The sequence below is a fragment of the Micromonospora orduensis genome (assembly GCF_006228125.1).
In the GTDB taxonomy this organism is placed as follows: domain Bacteria; phylum Actinomycetota; class Actinomycetes; order Mycobacteriales; family Micromonosporaceae; genus Micromonospora; species Micromonospora orduensis.
Genome location: NZ_VDFY01000137.1, coordinates 1 through 16,552 on the forward strand (window position 1 = coordinate 1; position 16,552 = coordinate 16,552).

The 16,552-nt window shown below is 73.3% G+C and carries 16 protein-coding genes; 10 read left to right on the forward strand and 6 right to left on the reverse strand.

All coding sequences use genetic code 11. From position 1 onward, the window contains the following. Positions 1–944 (reverse strand): acyltransferase family protein (locus FHG89_RS11375; protein WP_139584344.1); only part of this gene is annotated, 944 nt, incomplete at its 3' end. Between the two features lie 245 nt (positions 945–1,189). Here FHG89_RS11375 and FHG89_RS11380 point away from each other — a divergent pair. Together FHG89_RS11380 and pseI are read left to right on the forward strand one after the other, a co-directional pair. After that, positions 1,190–2,350, forward strand: a complete 1,161-nt coding sequence (locus FHG89_RS11380) for a glycosyltransferase family 2 protein (protein WP_139584345.1) — start codon at positions 1,190–1,192, stop codon at positions 2,348–2,350. A 133-nt stretch (positions 2,351–2,483) separates the two neighbouring features. After that, positions 2,484–3,536 (forward strand): pseudaminic acid synthase, encoded by a 1,053-nt coding sequence (pseI, locus tag FHG89_RS11385; protein ID WP_139584346.1) that lies wholly within the window; start codon positions 2,484–2,486, stop codon positions 3,534–3,536. A gap of 70 nt (positions 3,537–3,606) precedes the next feature. Here the strand turns inward: pseI and FHG89_RS11390 are convergent, their stop codons facing one another. Genes FHG89_RS11390 through FHG89_RS11405 form a run of 4 tightly spaced genes read right to left on the reverse strand, consistent with a single transcriptional unit; the run spans position 3,607 to position 6,394 of the window. Further along, positions 3,607–4,125, reverse strand: a complete 519-nt coding sequence (locus tag FHG89_RS11390; protein WP_244295359.1) for a hypothetical protein — start codon at positions 4,123–4,125, stop codon at positions 3,607–3,609. After that, positions 4,109–4,864, reverse strand: a complete 756-nt coding sequence (locus FHG89_RS11395; RefSeq protein WP_139584347.1) for an SDR family NAD(P)-dependent oxidoreductase — start codon at positions 4,862–4,864, stop codon at positions 4,109–4,111. The genes FHG89_RS11390 and FHG89_RS11395 overlap by 17 nt, the downstream gene beginning before the upstream one ends. Beyond that, entirely contained in the window at positions 4,857–6,122 is a 1,266-nt protein-coding gene (locus FHG89_RS11400) for an AMP-binding protein (protein WP_244295360.1), read from the reverse strand. The genes FHG89_RS11395 and FHG89_RS11400 overlap by 8 nt, the downstream gene beginning before the upstream one ends. Before the next feature lie 20 nt (positions 6,123–6,142). Continuing rightward, on the reverse strand, positions 6,143–6,394 hold the full coding sequence (locus FHG89_RS11405; RefSeq protein WP_091401397.1) for an acyl carrier protein: 252 nt from the start codon (positions 6,392–6,394) through the stop codon (positions 6,143–6,145). Positions 6,395–6,494: 100 nt separating this feature from the next. Here FHG89_RS11405 and FHG89_RS11410 point away from each other — a divergent pair, with 100 nt between their 5' ends. Then, complete coding sequence (locus FHG89_RS11410) at positions 6,495–7,004, forward strand: GNAT family N-acetyltransferase (protein WP_139584349.1); 510 nt, start codon at positions 6,495–6,497, stop codon at positions 7,002–7,004. Between the two features lie 83 nt (positions 7,005–7,087). Here FHG89_RS11410 and FHG89_RS11415 read toward each other — a convergent pair whose 3' ends face one another. Next, on the reverse strand, positions 7,088–8,821 hold the full coding sequence (locus FHG89_RS11415) for a hypothetical protein (RefSeq protein ID WP_139584350.1): 1,734 nt from the start codon (positions 8,819–8,821) through the stop codon (positions 7,088–7,090). 366 nt (positions 8,822–9,187) lie between these two features. Between FHG89_RS11415 and pseB the strand changes: the two genes are divergently transcribed. From pseB to FHG89_RS11450, 7 genes are all read left to right on the forward strand, one after another. After that, on the forward strand, positions 9,188–10,171 hold the full coding sequence (gene pseB, locus FHG89_RS11420) for a UDP-N-acetylglucosamine 4,6-dehydratase (inverting) (RefSeq protein WP_139584351.1): 984 nt from the start codon (positions 9,188–9,190) through the stop codon (positions 10,169–10,171). Then, on the forward strand, positions 10,168–11,325 hold the full coding sequence (locus tag FHG89_RS11425; RefSeq protein WP_139584352.1) for a DegT/DnrJ/EryC1/StrS family aminotransferase: 1,158 nt from the start codon (positions 10,168–10,170) through the stop codon (positions 11,323–11,325). The genes pseB and FHG89_RS11425 overlap by 4 nt, the downstream gene beginning before the upstream one ends. Before the next feature lie 10 nt (positions 11,326–11,335). Continuing rightward, complete coding sequence (locus tag FHG89_RS11430; RefSeq protein ID WP_139584353.1) at positions 11,336–12,184, forward strand: hypothetical protein; 849 nt, start codon at positions 11,336–11,338, stop codon at positions 12,182–12,184. Continuing rightward, the gene (locus tag FHG89_RS11435) at positions 12,174–13,988 is read left to right on the forward strand and encodes a class I SAM-dependent methyltransferase (RefSeq protein ID WP_139584354.1); all 1,815 of its coding nucleotides are present in this window, start codon (positions 12,174–12,176) and stop codon (positions 13,986–13,988) included. Before FHG89_RS11430 ends, FHG89_RS11435 begins: the two co-directional genes overlap by 11 nt. Next, the gene (locus FHG89_RS11440) at positions 13,985–14,722 is read left to right on the forward strand and encodes a cytidylyltransferase domain-containing protein (RefSeq protein ID WP_139584355.1); all 738 of its coding nucleotides are present in this window, start codon (positions 13,985–13,987) and stop codon (positions 14,720–14,722) included. Before FHG89_RS11435 ends, FHG89_RS11440 begins: the two co-directional genes overlap by 4 nt. After that, on the forward strand, positions 14,719–15,822 hold the full coding sequence (locus FHG89_RS11445; RefSeq protein WP_139584358.1) for a PseG/SpsG family protein: 1,104 nt from the start codon (positions 14,719–14,721) through the stop codon (positions 15,820–15,822). The genes FHG89_RS11440 and FHG89_RS11445 overlap by 4 nt, the downstream gene beginning before the upstream one ends. Positions 15,823–15,951: 129 nt before the next feature. Beyond that, a partial coding sequence (locus tag FHG89_RS11450) for an alpha-ketoglutarate-dependent dioxygenase AlkB (protein ID WP_139584356.1) occupies positions 15,952–16,552 on the forward strand: 601 nt, incomplete at its 3' end.

The following is a 16,552-nucleotide window of genomic DNA, read 5'->3' on the forward strand; positions in this document are numbered from 1 at the left end:
GTCCACCGCAGCACGCTCGTCATCACCAGCACATGCACGAGGTAGAACGCGAACGAGACCTCACCGAGCCAGACCAGCGGCCGGGACCGCCACGGCGAGCGCCGGCCCCGCACGTCGGCGTCCGCCGCGGCGGTGATGATCAGCAGGTACGCCACGGCCAGCAGGGTGGTCCACAGTTCGGCGCGGATCCACTGTGCGGCGGCCACCCAGGTGGCCACGAAGATCGCGCTCGCGACGGTCAGGCCGGGTCCGCGCCAGAGGCCCCGGCGCATCAGCTCGGCCGCCACCGCGCCCAACCAGAACTCCAGCGAGCGGGCCGGCGGGAAGATCTGGGTGAACCACCAGCGGCTGTCCTCCGGCACCAGCTGCTGGGCCGGCCAGAGCGCGAGGATCAGCAGCGGCAGCGCGACGACAAGCGTCCACAGCACCGCGGGACGGGCCCGGCGCAGCAGCGGCAGCACCAGCGGCAGGCAGAGGTAGAAGAAGAACTCGCAGGACAGCGACCAGCTCACCGTGTTGATGCTGTAGAACCAGCCCGGGCGGGGATCCCAGGCCTGCAACAGCAGGAGGTTCTCCAACGCGACGGCCGGCAGGACGGGGTCGGCGAACCACCAGGCGACCAGCAGCGCCGCCGTCCACAGCACCAGGTGGTTCGGGTAGATCTTGGCGACCCGCCGGCGCCAGAACGTCCGCCGGGAATCGCCCGGGCGGGCCGACCAGACCAGCACGAACCCGCTGAGAACGAAGAAGAACTGCACCCCGGACAGGCCGAGGGTGAACAGCGCGTCGACAACGGCCCTGTAGTCCGGCTCGGCGATGATCCGCATGGTGCCGGCGTGGAAACCGAAGACCAGCAGCGCGGCGATCCAGCGCAGCCCGGTCAGCGAGGGCAGCCGGGTGAGCGGGGCGGGCCGGGCCGCCGGGACGTCGGTGGTGCTCGTCATGCCGGTCGCCTGACGATCCGCAGGGTCACCAGCACGTACGTCTCCTCCTCGGCGCGGCGTCGGACGGCGCCACGGCGACGCCCGCGACGACCCGGCTGGGCCGCACCGGGGCACCCTACCGGGTCACTCCCGGGTGAACCGGACGAGCGTCGTTAACCTTCCGCTCGGCGGGAGTTCAGGGACTCCACCTTCGTCGGCCACGTCAGGTTCCGGGGCCGGCCACCCGGGTCGTCGAAGGTGGCGGCGTGGTCAATGAGCCGACGCACGCACCGCTGCTGAGCATCGTCGTGCCCGTGTACGGCGTCGAGGCGTACCTGTACCAGTGCCTCGAGTCGATCCGGGCGGACATTCCCGCGGGCGAGTCGGACGCGGTCGAGCTGATCGCCGTCGACGACGCGTCACCGGACGGCTGCGGCGCGATGCTGCGCGCGTACGCCGGCCGCGACGGCGTCCGGGTCGTGCACCTGAGCAGCAACGTGGGTCTGGGGCTGGCCCGCAACGCCGGCCTCGACGTGGCCACCGGCCGGTACGTCTGGTTCGTCGACAGCGACGACTGGCTGCCCCCGGGCAGCATCGCGGCGGTGCTGGACCGGTTGCGCCAGCACCAGCCCGACGTGCTGATGCTCGACCACCTGCGGGTGCACGAGGACGGCCGGCGCGAGGTGGACGCGAGCAGTCACCTGCTGCGCGGGGTGCCGGGTGTGGTCCGCCTGGCCGACCAGCCGCACCTGCTGCGGGTGCAGCACACGGCCTGGAACAAGGTGGTCCGCCGGGCCTTCCTCGACGAGTTGGAGCTGCGGTTCTTCCCCGGCTGGTACGAGGACATCCCGTTCAGCCACCCGTTGCTCATCGGCGCGGAGAAGATCTCCGTGCTGGACCGGGTCTGCTACCTGTACCGGCAGGGCCGCCAGGGCGCGATCACCTCCACCCGCAGCGGCCGGCACTTCGACGCGTTCGGCCAGTACGAGCGGCTGATGGACTGGGTCGCCCGCAAACACCCGGACGAGCGGTTGCAGGCCGAACTGTTCGAGCTGATGATCAGCCACTATCTGGTGGTGGTCGGCAACGACGACCGCCTGCACCCGCACCTGCGGCGGGCGTTCTTCCACCGGGTCGCCGAGCACTACCGCCGCTACCTGCCCGCCGGCGGCTACCCGGCGCCCGCAGGCGTGACCGGGCTCAAGCACCGGCTGGTCGGGCGCGGTGACTGGCTGGCGTACTCGGCGCTGCGCCAGGCGCACCGGGTCGCGGGCCGGCTGCGCCGCCCGGGCCCGACGGCGAGCCCCGACGGTGGCGCCGGGACCGACGAGGACCCGAACCGAGCACACCCCACCACGACGCGGGACGCGGAGCCCACCGCGACGACCGACCGGTCCGACGCGCTGGCCGGGGGCCGCCTGCCGTGACCGCCGGCGTCACACACCACGCCGGGCGCCGGGTCGGCTCCCGGCGCCGGAGTTTTCCAGGTCGTCCGCCCCTCGGGGGGACGACGACAGCACCACCGCACCCCGGTGCGGACGTACCTGAGCAGAGGTCCCAATGACGGCGACAATCAAGATCGGACCGCACGCGGTCGGTGCCGGCGAGCGACCCCTCGTGGTCGCCGAGATGTCCGGCAACCACAACGGAGACCTGGGTCGCGCGCTGGCGATCGTCGACGCGGTGGCCGAGAGCGGGGCGCACGCGCTCAAGCTCCAGACGTACCGGCCGGACACGATCACGATCGACGTCGACACCCCCGCGTTCCGCATCTCCAGCGGGCACGAGCTGTGGGGTGGGGAGAACCTGTACCGCCTCTACGAGCGGGCACACACCCCGTACGAGTGGCACGCCCCGATCTTCGAGCGGGCCCGCGAGCGCGGGCTGACCGTCTTCTCGTCTCCGTTCGACGCGACGGCCGTGGAACTGCTGGAGTCACTTGACGCACCGGCGTACAAGATCGCCTCGTCGGAGCTTGTCGACCTGCCGCTGATCCGGTTGGTCGCCGGCACCGGCAAACCGATGGTGATCTCCACCGGGATGGCGACGGTCGCCGAGATCGACGCCGCGGTGCGCACCGCCCGCGACGGCGGCGCGGCGGGCATCATCCTGCTGGCCTGCACCGCGTCCTACCCGGCGCCGCCCGCCGACAGCAACCTGCGCCGGCTGCCGGTGCTGGCCGGCGCCTTCGACGTGCCGGTCGGCCTCTCCGACCACACACCAGGCATCGGGGTTGCTGTCGCCTCGGTGGCGCTGGGCGCCTGCTTCATCGAGAAGCACGTGACGCTTGACCGCGCCGACGGCGGCGTGGACTCGGACTTCTCCCTGAATCCGGCCGAACTGTCGGCGCTTGTCGCCGAGTCGGGCCGGGCGTACGCCGCGCTGGGCGGCAGGGCGATCGGCCCGACCCCGGCCGAGCGGGAGGGGCTGCGGTTCCGTCGTTCGCTGTTCGTGGTCGAGGACGTCCGGGCCGGTGACCCGGTGACCGCGCACAACGTCCGGTCGATCCGGCCGGCCGGCGGGCTGGCACCGGTGGAGATCGACCGGGTGCTGGGCCGCACCTTCACCACCGACGTTCCGCGCGGCACTCCCCTGAGCTGGGACCTGATCTGAGAATCGGCCCGGATGCCGGCTCGCCGGACGGGTGGGGTGCCTGTGGAGCCGTCCCGAGCACGGGGCAGCTCTACGGGCACCCACCGACGTCGCCGGCACGGCGGTCGTCCACGGCCAGGGCGGCGGGGCTGGGCACCGGGGCGACGCCGACGGTGACCACCAGGTCCGCGAGGCGCAGGGTCCGCCAGAGCGCCGCCCCGTCCGACGGCGTGCCGAGACCGTAGCGGCGCCACCACGCCACCACCGGCACGTCGGCCAGCTTGCAGCAGCATTCGGCCCGGGTCCACCGGGCCCAGAAGTCCGTGCCGCCGAACCGGCGGGCCAGCGCCGGAGGCACCGGGGCGTCGGCGCGCTCCGCGTCGATCGCCACCCGCCAGCCCGGCGCCGGCGGCCCGGACCAGCCGACGCAGCGGCCGTCGTCGAGGTAACTGCGGGTCACCGCGTCGGCCAGCGCGGTCGGGGTCCCGATGCGCAGGTGCTGCTCGGCGGCGGCCAGCAGTCCCGGTACCGGACGCGGGCTGTCGCCACCGATCCCCCGCCCCGACGGCATCGGGACGGGAGCCGGCCGCAGGTCAGATGGAGGCGGCACCGTCCACCACGATGACCTGGCCGTTGATGTTGGTGTGCTCGCGCAGCAGCATCCGTACCACCGGTACGACCTCCAGCGGATCGGTGAGGTGACCGCTCGGGGTGCGGCGCACGATCTGGTCGAGCTGGGTCGGGCCGAGCACCGCGGACATCTCCGAGGCGAAGAACCCGGGCGCCACCGCGTTGACAAGCATCCGGCCGCCCAGCTCCCGGGCGAGCGAACGGGTGGCCGCGTCCATGCCGCCCTTGGTGGCCGAGTACGCGACCAGGCCCGGGAAACCACGCTGCGCGCAGATCGAGGTGATGTTGACGATCCGCCCGCGCAGACCCTTGCCGAGCATCCGGCGGACCACCAGCCGGGTCAGTTGCAGCGGCGCGGTCAGGTTGGTCTCGATGATCCGGGCGATGTCGTCGGTGGCGGTGTGCACGTGCAGCGAGTCCTGCCCGACGGCGGCGTTGTTGACGATGCCGTCGATCGGGCCGAGGCGCTGCTCCACCTCGCGCACGAAGGCCTGCGCGGCGCGCAGGTCGGTGACGTCCACCGAGCCGACGTGCACCCGGTCGGGGCGCTCAGCGGCGAGCTTCTCCAGTTCCGGGGTGACGGTACGGGCGAACGCGGCCACCCGTACGCCCGCGTCGAGCAGGTCGGTGACGATGGCCAGGCCCAGCCCCCGTGAGCCCCCGGAGACGAGGACGACGGAGCTGGGGGGAACGAGCTGGGTGTCGGCGGGGTCAGACATCGCTCTTCAGGGTCTCCTTGACGGGGATCTCGGTAAGCACACGGATCCGGCGGGGCACCGCGTGGTCGGGCAGCCGGTCGGCGCACCAGCGCACCAGCGCGGCCTCGTCCGGCACGCCGGCGTCGGCGGAGGCCGGCTCGGACGGGTCGGCGGGGGTGAGGACCACCTCGGCGACCACCATCCGGCCGAGCACCGGGGCGCGGCGGCCGGTGACCCGGGCCCAGGCCACGGTCGGGTGCCCGGTGAGCACGCCGCGCACCACACCGGCGGAGACCTTGCTGCCACCGACGTTGATCTCGTCGGAGTCCAGCCGCCCGGTGATCAGCACCCGACCGTCGACCACCTGCACCCGGTCACCGGTGCGCACCGGGCCGGCAAGCCCGGCCCCGTGGAAGGGGGAGGTGACCACCAGCTCGTCGTCCCGTACGGAGAGCGTCGGCCGGCCGGGGGCCTGTCGGTCCAGCCAGTCGACCGGGAACCCGGCCCGCCCGTCGTGCACCACGATGGACGCACCGACCTCCGACGACGCGTAGATCCAGGAGATCCGGGCGGTCGGGAAGACGTCCCGCAGCTGGTCGAGGATCGCCTGGTCCACCGGCTCCCCGCCGAGGGTGATCTGGCGCAGCGGCACCCGGGCCAGCGCGGCGGCGTCCCGGTAGAGGGTGCGACGCCAGAACGTCGGCGTGCCGGAGGCCGCGTCCACCCCGTGCGCGGCGGCGACCGCGGGCCAGTCGTCCAGCTCGTCCGGCTCGACCACGACCAGGTGCTGCCCGGGCTGGGTCAACGACAGGGTGACCACCTGCCACCAGGCGTACGTGCCGGGGGCGTAGGGGCAGAGCCAGGTCCGTTCGGGCTGGTCGGCCCGCACGGTGGTCAGCGTGTCGAGGGTGTGCCCGACCCGCTTCGGACGGCCGGTCGAGCCGGACGTCAACAGCCAGAGCCGGCCGGGGTCGGCGGCGCGCGGTCGGGCCGGTGCGCTCGGATGCGTGCCGTCGTCGTCGAGGACGGTGACCGCGAAGCCGGCCTCCGACAGGTCGGCGCGCATCGCCGCGTCCACCCGGCTCGCGGTGCTGAGCAGCAGCTCCGTGCCGCGCACGGCGTGCTGCCGCGCGGCGGCGAGGGCGTGGGCGGCGGAGTGCGCAAGGACCGCGGCGGGGTCGGGCAGCGCCGGCGTCGGCAGTTCCCGCCAGGTCAGCGCGACGCCGCCGACGACCACCCGGTTGTCGACGCCGGCCGGCTCGGGATGCGTGGCCGCCACGGGGCCGGGTGTCGCGACGGTCACTGGTGCTGAAGCTCGACGAGGAAGTCGAGGACGTCGCCGACGGTGGCGATGCGGCGCAGGCCAGGGGCGTCGAAGTTGAGCTCCTCCCCCGTCTCGTCCTCCACCCGCAGGGCCAGCTCGGAGAAGTCCAGTGAGCGGAAGCCGATCTCCCGCAGCTGCGCCGCGTCGTCGGCGGGCAGCTCCTTGTCCTGGTTCTTCAACACCTGCGCCATGAGGTCGCGGATCTGCGCGCGACTCAATTCGTTCATGCGCCGGAGTCTACAACCCAACGAATGCGTATCCGATTTCCCGGGGGCACCCGGGTAAGGTTCCCGGACCGGGCGTGAACAGATTGAAAGCGAGAGGCACGTGCTGCGCGAAGCAACGGCGGACGACGTTCACCTGATGTTGTCCTGGCGTAATCAGAAAGCCAACCGGCAGGTCAGCAAGAACAGCCACGAGATCAGCGCCGAGGAGCACGCCCGGTGGTGGTCGGCGGTCCGCGACGACCCGTCGCGGCGGGTGCTGGTGTACGTCCGCGACGACCACCCCTGTGGTGTGGTCACCTTCTTCGACCTGCGGTTGGACGGCCCACGAACCGGCGCCTGGGGCTTCTATCTGGACTCCGACGGGCTGGCCGGGCGGGGCGAGACGCTGCCCGCCTGGCTGGGCATCATGCGCGAGGCCGTGGAGTACGCCTTCGACGGGTTGCACCTGGACCGGCTCGACGGGGAGGTGCTGGAGCACAACACCGTCGTACGGCAGATGAACAGGCGTTTCCGTTTTGTCGAGGGCACCGGCCGCCGGGAGATGTCCGACGGTCGGGAAATCATGGTCATCCCCATTTCGCTCCACCAGACCGACCGCCGCCGACGCTGATTGTCGCGCATATTCGCGCAATGGTCGGACACGATTAACCGCTGCTGCCCCCGTTGGACATCAGCCGTTCACAAAAAGCGGGGTCAGGCCCGTCGCCACGCCGCCCAGTGCTGGCGCTCGTTGCCGCCGAGCCGGACGAAGCCGTACCGGGCGCCGTCCCAGTCGTCGGGTTGGCCGGGCGCCCAGCGGGCGAACACCACCTGCGCCGCGGCCGGCGGCTGCTCGCGGAACCACCGCACGTCGGTCCAGGTCACCTGGTGACTGAGGTTGAACCGCAGGATGTAGTGCACACCTGTGGACGCCCACACCCGCTCGCCGGGGCGTACCCCGACGTCGGCCACCCGGGGGGTGGGCGCGGTGCTCGCCACCGTGGGGCGCACCAGCCGCTGGTCGATCACCTGCATGGTGACGAGGTTGACGACCACGAGGGCGCCGAGGATCGGCAGCCGCAGGCGGGGAACCCGGGCAGCGGCGACCAGCAGCACGCAGCAGGCGACGCCGATCAGCGACCCGACGACCGGGCGCATCTCCCGCCAGCCGCCTGTCAACGCCATCAGGTCGGGCGCGCCGAAGCCGCCGTACCGCAGGGTGTGCCCCCGGCTGGCCACGTACGCGAGCCGGGCCGCGACGAGCGCGCCACCGGCGGCCAGCAGGCCCACCGCGACCGCCGCGCGGCGCAGCACCACCCGGCGCCCGGCGGTGAGCAGCACCCCGAGCCCGACGAGCATCCAGAACGGCGCGAGCATCTGCACGTAGCGCCCGTAGATCGCGTCCAACGGTTTGCCGGTGATGCTGGCCAGGATCACCGAGGCCCCGCTGGCCACCCCGATGCTCGTGATCAGCGCGACGCCCATCGTCCAGCGCGTCGCGTCGCCCTGCCGCGGACGCCACAGTTCCCGGACGGCGGCGGCCCAGGCCACCCCGGCCATCCCGAAGGTGATCACGACGAGGTACCAGAGCTGGGTGGTGACCGCCGCGCCGACCCGGACCACACCCTGCGCGGAGGCGACCGCGTCGACCACGCTGCCGCCCGGGGTGCTGCCCAGTAGGTACACCTTGTCCCCGAGCAGCCGGATGCCTGCCTCGTTGACAAGCGCCAGGGCCAGCACCGGCGCCAGCGCCGCGAGCACCCCGGCGGGGCTGATCCGGCGGCGGACGAGCAGCAGCAGGACCAGACCGGCGTGGATTCCGACGATCACCAGGCCACGGGAGTGCAGCAGGTGGAACGCGCCGACGAACAGGCCGACGGTGGCCGCGGCGAGCGGCCCGGGCCGCCCGATCCAGCGGTGCACGGCGAGCAGCCAGGCCACCACCAGCGGCGCCATCACCGCGTCGATCATGGCGACGCCGGCGTAGAAGGCGGTCGCCGGCAGGGTCGCGGCCACCACCGCCGCGCCCAGGGCGTACGAGCGGCGCAACCCGAGCAGCCGCCGGCCCAGCAGGTACGCCAGGGGCAGCAGCGTCGAGTTCACCATCGCGTTGATCAGTTGGACCAGCCGGTAGCTGTCGGCGAAGTCCCGGTCGCCGAGGAACGCCGGCGAGATCAGCATCGGGTAGCCGACCCGACGCAGCAGGTCGTTCTCGCTGCTGAACCCGCCCGGGCCACCGGCCAGCGCGCGGGCGGTGTTGAGGTAGCTGTCCTCGTCGGTGTGCGCGATCGGCAGCACGATGTGCCGGGACAGCCACATCCGCCAGGCGACGCTGAGCACCCACCCGACGAGCAGCAGCAGCGGCACGAGCCAGCGCCGCGCGGGCGCGGCGGGCGGCGTACCGGCCGGAGCCGCCGGCCGTTCCATCACGTCGCTGCCGGATGCCATCAACGCCTCCTGATTTCGCCGGCCGGGCCGGTGGTGCGCGCGCCGGACCGCGCTACGGACGGCCGGTGACACGCGTGGGGGTGAATCGCTCGCGCCGAGGTGGCGCGCCTGTCGGGTGAACGCGGGAACCGGCGGCACGAGGGTCGGCCGGGTCGCTCGCGCGGCCACTGTAGCGGCCGGATCCGGCCTGGTCAGCCCGCTTCGCGGACGTGCGCAAGTGTTCGCCTGCGCGGCGTCCGGCATTCACGGGAGCAGTGGACGTGGTTAACCGGCGAGCGCCGAGGCGTTAACCCGCCATGGCTAGCGTGTCACCCCGGTCGGCCGGCCGAGGGCCGCCCGTTCATCCACGAACACGGGAGCACCACATTGAGTGAGTTGAATGGATCGTCCATTCTGATCACCGGGGGAACGGGTTCCTTCGGCAGGACCTTCCTGCGGCACATCCTCAACGAGGCAGACCCCGCCCGAGTGGTGGTGTTCTCCCGTGACGAGCTCAAGCAGTACGAGCTGCGCCAGCAACTCGGCGACGACCCGCGGCTGCGCTGGTTCATCGGCGACATCCGGGACCGGCACCGCCTCACCCGCGCCATGCACGGCGTGGACCACGTCGTGCACGCCGCCGCTCTGAAGCAGGTGGACACCGCGGAGTACAACCCCTCCGAGTTCATCGCCACAAACATCACCGGCTCGCAGCACGTGGTCGACGCCGCGATCGAGGCCGGCGTCCGGAAGGTCATCGCGCTCTCCACCGACAAGGCGTCCAGCCCGATCAACCTGTACGGCGCCACGAAGCTTGTCGGCGACAAGCTGTTCGTCTCGGCCAACCACTACGCCGCCCACCACCCCACCCGGTTCGCGGTGGTCCGCTACGGCAACGTGGTCGGCAGCCGCGGCTCGGTGGTTCCGCTGTTCCACCGGCTGGCCGCCGAGGGCAAGAGCCTGCCGATCACCGACAAGCGGATGACCCGCTTCTGGATCACCCTGGAGCAGGCCGTCCAGTTCGTCATGGACTCGTTCGACCAGATGCAGGGCGGCGAACTGTTCGTGCCACGCATCCCGAGCATGCGCATCCTCGACCTGGTCGAGGCCGTCGCGCCGGACGCCACCACCCACGAGATCGGCATCCGGCCCGGGGAGAAGCTGCACGAGGAGATGATCGCGCCGGACGACAGCCGCCGGACGCTGCGCGCCAAGGACCGCTACATCGTCCAGCCGACAATCGCCGGCTGGGGCTACCAGCCGCCGGTCGACTGCGAGCCGGTGCCGGACGGCTTCGCGTACCAGTCGGACACCAACGACGAGTGGCTCAGCGTCGAGCAGCTGCGCGACATGCTCGGCCTCACCGCATGACGGGGATGCTCCCGTACGGCCGGCAGTCGGTCACCGAGGACGACATCGCGGCCGTCGCCGACGTGCTGCGCGGCGACTGGCTCACCACCGGTCCGCAGGTGGACGCCTTCGAGGCCGACCTGGCCCGGTGGACCGGCGGGGTCGGCGTCGCCGCCGTCTCCAATGGCACGGCGGCGCTGCACGTGGCGTACGCGGCCGCCGGGGTGGGACCGGGTGACGAGGTCGTCGTCCCGCCGATGACGTTCGTGGCGACCGCCAGCAGCGCGGTCGCCCTCGGCGCGAAGATCGTGTTCGCCGACGTCGACGACGAGACGTTCTGCCTCGACCCGGCCGCCGCCGCCGCGGCCGTCACCTCGCGCACGAAGGTCGTCGCCGCGGTCGACTACGCCGGCCACCCGGCCGACTACGACGCCCTGCGCCGGTCGCTGGTCGGCAGCGACGCGCTGCTGCTCGCCGACGCGGCGCACTCGATCGGCGGGACGTACCACGGCCGGCCGGTCGGTTCGCTCGCCGACCTGACCACGTTCTCGTTCTTCCCCACGAAGAACCTCACCACCGCCGAGGGTGGGGCGGTCGCCGCCCTGGACCCGCTGATCCTGAAGCGGGCCCGCCGGTTCCGCGGCGTCGGCGTGGTCCGCGAGCGCGACGACCTGCGCTCTCCGGACGAGGGCGGCTGGCACCAGGAGGTGCACGAGTTCGGGCTGAACTACCGACTGCCGGACGTGCTCTGCGCCCTGGGCCGCAGCCAACTGCGCCGCCTCGCCGGGTTCAAGGCGCGTCGGGCCGCCCTGGTCGCCCGCTACGACGAGGCGCTGTCCGACCTGGACGGCGTGGTGACGCCCACCCGCCGGTCGTGGGCCGACCCGGCATGGCACCTGTACCCGATCCGGGTGCTCGACGGCCGCCGCCGCGAGGTGTACGACCGGATGCGCGCCGCCGGCATCGGCGTCCAGGTCAACTACCTCCCGGTGCACTGGCACCCGGCGTTCGCCGATCTGGGCTACCGGCGCGGATCCTGCCCGGTGGCCGAGTCGTTCTACTCCCAGCAGCTGTCGCTGCCGCTCTACCCGGGGCTCAGCGACGCCGACCAGGACCGCGTCGTCGACGCGCTGACCGCGATTCTGCGGGGCAGCGCGGTGCGTTCCGCCGCCTGATGGGGACCTGATGCACCACGCGAACCACTTCTACGGCCACGCGCACGTGCTGGCCCGCTACGCCGGTCTCGGCGACCGGCACCCACCGCGGATCAACGGGTACGTGCAGCACGGCTGGAACATCGGCGACGGTCTGGCCCCGGGCCACCCGTACGCCGACCGCGCCCCGAGCCTGCTCTGGTCGGAGCAGACCCGCCGCCGGGCCTGGTCGGTGGGGCGGCGCAACGTGGTCGTCATCGGCGCGCCGTTCGTGTACCTGCTGGCCATGCGTCCCGAGGAGCCGCCGGCCGAGGAGCGCGAGGGCACCATCTGGTACCCGTTCCACGGCTGGGAGGGCCAGCACGTCAAGGGCGACCACCGCAAGCTGATCGCCCTGATCCGGGAGACCGAGCCCGGCCCGGTCACGGTCTGCCTGTACTGGCACGAGTACGGCATGCGCAACGTCCGCCGGCTCTACGAGCGCGCCGGCTTCCGGGTGATCTGCCACGGCTACCGGGGGCACTGGTGGAAGGACACCGACCCGGAGTTCCTCGACAAGCAGCTGACCGAGCTGCGTCGGCACCGCAGGGTCGCCTCCAACCGGCTGACCAGCGCGATCTTCTACGGCATCGCGGCGGGCTGCGAACCGGCGGTCTACGGCGACCCGATGATCCTGTCCAACGAGGACCCGACCTTCGGTGGGACGGCCCGCATCCGGCGACAGTGGCCGCAGCTGCACGGCCCCACTGTCGACCTGCCCACCGCGGTCGAGATCGCCCGCGCCGAACTCGGCACCGACCACCGCTGCTCGCCTGCCGAACTGCGCGAGCTGCTCGGTTGGGCGAACCTCCAGGAGGAAGAGGAAGACCGTGACGACTGAGACGGCACCCGCCGGCCGGATCACCCTGCCGGGCGGCGAGATGCTGGCCTGGTCCGACCTGCCGCGCGAACGGCTGGCCGACGGTGGGCCGCTCGCCGCGCTGGCAGCCCGGATCGTGCCGTCCGGCGCCCGGGTCCTGCTGGCCGGCCCGCACGATCCGGCGCTGCTCGACCGGCTCACCCACGCCGAGGTGACCTGCCTGCTGCGCAGCCACCCGGACGCGGTGGCGCTCGCCCCGCGCGCCGCCCACGTGGTGGTGGGCGGCCCGGCCGGGCTGCCCGCCGACGAGACGTACGACGTGGTCATCGCCGCCGCCGGCCTGGACCCGGTGGAGTCGGTGGAGGGCACCCGGCTCGGCTGGGACGGCGTGCTGGCGCGACTCGTCGCCGCGCTGCGGCCGGGTGGCGCGCTGCTGCTGCGCCTGGACAACCCGCTCGGACTGCACCGACTCGTCGACACCATTCCCTGGTACGCCGGCCGGGACGACTCCGCCTGGGTGATCGGTGGTGTGCTGGACCAGGCCCACCCGGCGAACCGCGACCAGCTCCGCGAGCGGCTGCGCGGCGCCGGGCTGCTGCCGGCCGCCTGCTGGGCCGCGTACCCCGACTCCGGCGCCCCCACGGCGCTGCTCGACGCCGACCAGCTCGACCGGGGCGCCGGCTCCGGCCTGTTCGACGCGGTGCTGCACGGCGCCTGCGCGGCGGGCTTCACCGGCACGACGGTCCTTCAGGACCCGGCCCGGCTGGCGGTGGACGCGCTGCACGCCGGACGCGCCGCCGACCTCGCGCCGGGCTGGCTGATGCTCGCCCGCCGGGACGGGACACCCACGCCGGCACCCGACGCGGACCTGCCGGTGGCCCTCGCGCAGACCGGGCAACCCGGGATCGGCGTGCTGGAGGTGCTCGACGGGCCGTCGGGCTGGCAATGGGGGCTCAACCCGGGCAGCGGCGCGGGCCTGCCGGCCGCGCAGCCGTTCGCCAGCCGCGTGGCCGCGTACCGGAACCCGGACGCGCTGAGCGGGCCGGTACCGCTCGGCCGGCTGCTGCGTACCCTCCTGCTGGACGCGGCCCTGCGCCGCGACCTGGCGACCCTGCGCGCGCTGCTGCGGGGGTACGCGGGCTGGCTCGCCGACCAGGCCGACCCCGACGGGCTCATCGTCGGCGCGACCGCGCTGGCCGGCACCGACAACGTGGTCGTCGACGGCGGGCGGTACGCCATCCTCGACGCGAGCTGGCGGGCCACCCGCGCCCTCCCCGCCGACGTCGTGCTGGCCCGCAGCCTGTGGCGCTTCGCGGCGGACCTGTTCACCGGCGGGTACGCGCACCCGTGGTCGTCCACCCTCGACGTGGCCGGTCTGACCGTGGTGCTCGGCGGGCTCGCCGGACGCGACCTCGACCGCGCGACAGTCGCCGACGCGGTGGACGCCGAGGCGGAGATCACGGCGGCCCTGCACCAGCTCGACCCCGACGGCCGGGTCACCCTCGCCACCCGGCTGCACGCCGTCGCGCCGACCGACCCGCCGGTCGGCCCGCACAGCTACCAGCAGTTGCGCGAGGCGTGGCTGCGTCAGCGCGAGGAACTGAGCCGACTCGCGGCGCTTACCGCGTGGACCGAGGAGCTGCTGACCTCGCGCGAACGGGCGCTGCGCCGCGCCGAGACGACGATCGGCCTGCTCAGCGGCTCACTCAGCTACCGGGTGGGCCGGCTCGCCATCACACCGGCCCGGCTCGCCAAGCGCGGCGCCCGCGCCGCCAAGCGCCGGGCCCGCACGGTGCTCGCCCCGAGGCAGGAGGAGCAGCAGTGACCGGACCACGCATCGTCGGGATCGTGCAGGCCCGGATGGGATCGTCGCGCCTGCCCGGCAAGGTGCTCCGCCCGCTCGCCGGACGGTCCGTGCTGGGCCGGGTGGTGCACGCCGCCAGCGACAGCGGCGTCCTCGCCGACCTGGTGGTCGCCACCAGCACCGACCCGGTCGACGACGCGGTCGTCGCCGAGTGCGAGCGGCTGGACGTGCCGTGCCACCGAGGGCCCGTCGACGACGTCCTGGACCGGTTCGTGGGCGCCCTCGCCGCGCACCCCGGCGACGCGGTCATGCGGTTCACCGCCGACTGCCCCCTGCTCGACCCGGAGATCATCACGCTGGTCGCCGCCGTGTACCGGGCCGTCCCCGGACTGGACTACGCGAGCACGTCGATCGCCCGTACGCTGCCCCGGGGGCTGGACGTCGAGATCATCCGGGCGGACGCGCTGCGTACCCTCGACCGGCTCGCCACCGGGCACCACCGGGTGCACGTGACCTCGTACGCGTACACCCACCCCGACCTGTTCCGGGTGCTCGGGGTGACGCTCACCCCGGACCGTTCCGGACTGCGGCTGACCCTCGACACCGAACAGGACTGGGCGCTGGTCAGCGCCGTCGTCGACCACTTCGGCGACGTCAGCGTGCCGCTGGCCAAACTCGCCGACTGGCTGGACGGGCAGCCCCGGCTGCGGGCGCTCAACGCCGACGTCCGCCAGAAGCGGCTGGAGGAGTCCTGAACACGATCCGGGTCGGGGTGCGCTGCGACGCCGGGCCGCGACGCGGTGTCGGGCACCTCGTACGCTGCCTGGCCCTCGCCGAGGAGTTCCAGGCCCGCGGCGCCCACGTCGCGGTGTTCGGCACCGTCGAACGGCTCGACTGGGCCGTCGCCGAACTGGCCGCACGCGGCATCGAACTGCACCCCGGCCCCGCCTCGCCGGCCGGTCTGGTCGAGACCGCCCACCGGCACGACCTGGACGTGATGGTCCTCGACTCCTACGAGCTGGACCCGGCCGGCGCGGGCGCCCTGCGTGCCGCCGGCGTGTACACCCTCGCCATCATCGACGGCGACAGCCGAGGCCAGGTCGCCGACCTCTACCTCGACCAGAACTTCGGGGCGGAGCTGCCCGGGCCGGGCACGGCGGCGGAGCTGGCGGGGTTGGGTGCCGAGGTGGGGCTGCCCGGCCGGTTGCTCGCCGGGAGCGGGTACGCCCTGCTGCGCGACACGGTGATCAGCGCCCGGCCGCCGGTCGCCCCGCCCGCCACCGCGGTCAGCCGCCCCCGGGTGCTGGCCTTCTTCGGCGGCACCGACGCGGTCGGCGCGGCCCCGGTCCTGACCCGGGTGCTGGTGGCCACCGGTCACCCGATGGACCTCACGGTCATCGTCGGGCGACCCGAGATCGAGGCCGAGGTCGACGACGTCACCCCCAGCCGGGGGCAGATCATCCGACCGGTCCCGCCCACCACCTCACTGCCGGCACTGATCACCGACGCCGACCTGGTGGTCAGCGCCGCCGGCACGTCCACCTGGGAACTCTGCTGCCTCGGCGCACCCGGCGCACTGGTGTGCGTGGTCGACAACCAACGTGAGTCGTACACCCGGGTGGTCCGGCACGGCCTGGCCGCCGGCCTCGGCGAACTGCCGGAGCTGACCGCCGGTGGCGTCGCGGGACGAGCCGCCCGCGCGACGGCGGCGCGGACCCTGCACGGGCTGCTCAGCTCGCCGCAACGGCGCGCGACCCTCGCCGCGCGCGCCTGGTCCACAGTTGACGGGCAGGGCAGGGCCCGAGTGGTGGACGCGGTGTTCGACGCCGTTCGCACCGCCGCCGTCCCCGGCTGACCTCCGAAGGTCAGACTCGCGGGCCGCGGCCGACGCGTCCGAGATCGAGCACCATCCGGCCGATCAGCAGCGGACCGATGCGGATCAACACCTAGCACGGGTGTACGAAAGTGCTGCTAGGGTGGCTGCATGACGCAGGCCGCCTACCAGCCGTCGATGCTCGACCTGGCCGACGCCGGGCCGGCCCTGGGGCCGCTGCCCGGCCAGATCCGCCGGCACCAGCTCAGCCGGGGCGCCTGGGTCGACCACCTCCCCGGCTGGGTGCGCGGCTCCGACACGGTCCTCGACACCCTGCTCACCGATGTGCCCTGGCGTGCCGAACGGCGCACCATGTACGACGCCGAGGTCGACGTGCCCCGCCTGCTCTGCTGGTACGACGGCGCGAGGCAGCTCCCCCACCCCGTGCTCACCGCCGCGCAGGCCGCGCTCACCGGGTACTACGCGCCCGAGTTGGGCGAACCCTTCGTCACCGCCGGCATGTGCCTCTACCGGTCCGGTCGCGACAGCGTGGCCTGGCACGGCGACACCATCGGCCGCTCGGCGCACACCGACACGATCGTCGCGATCGTCTCCTTCGGCTCACCCCGACCGCTGCTGCTACGCCCACGCGGTGGCGGCGAGAGCCTGCGCTTTCCGGTGGGCCACGGCGACCTGATCGTGATGGGCGGCTCCTGCCAACGCACCTGGGAACACGCCATTCCCAAGACCACCCGCCCCGTAGGCCCCCGGG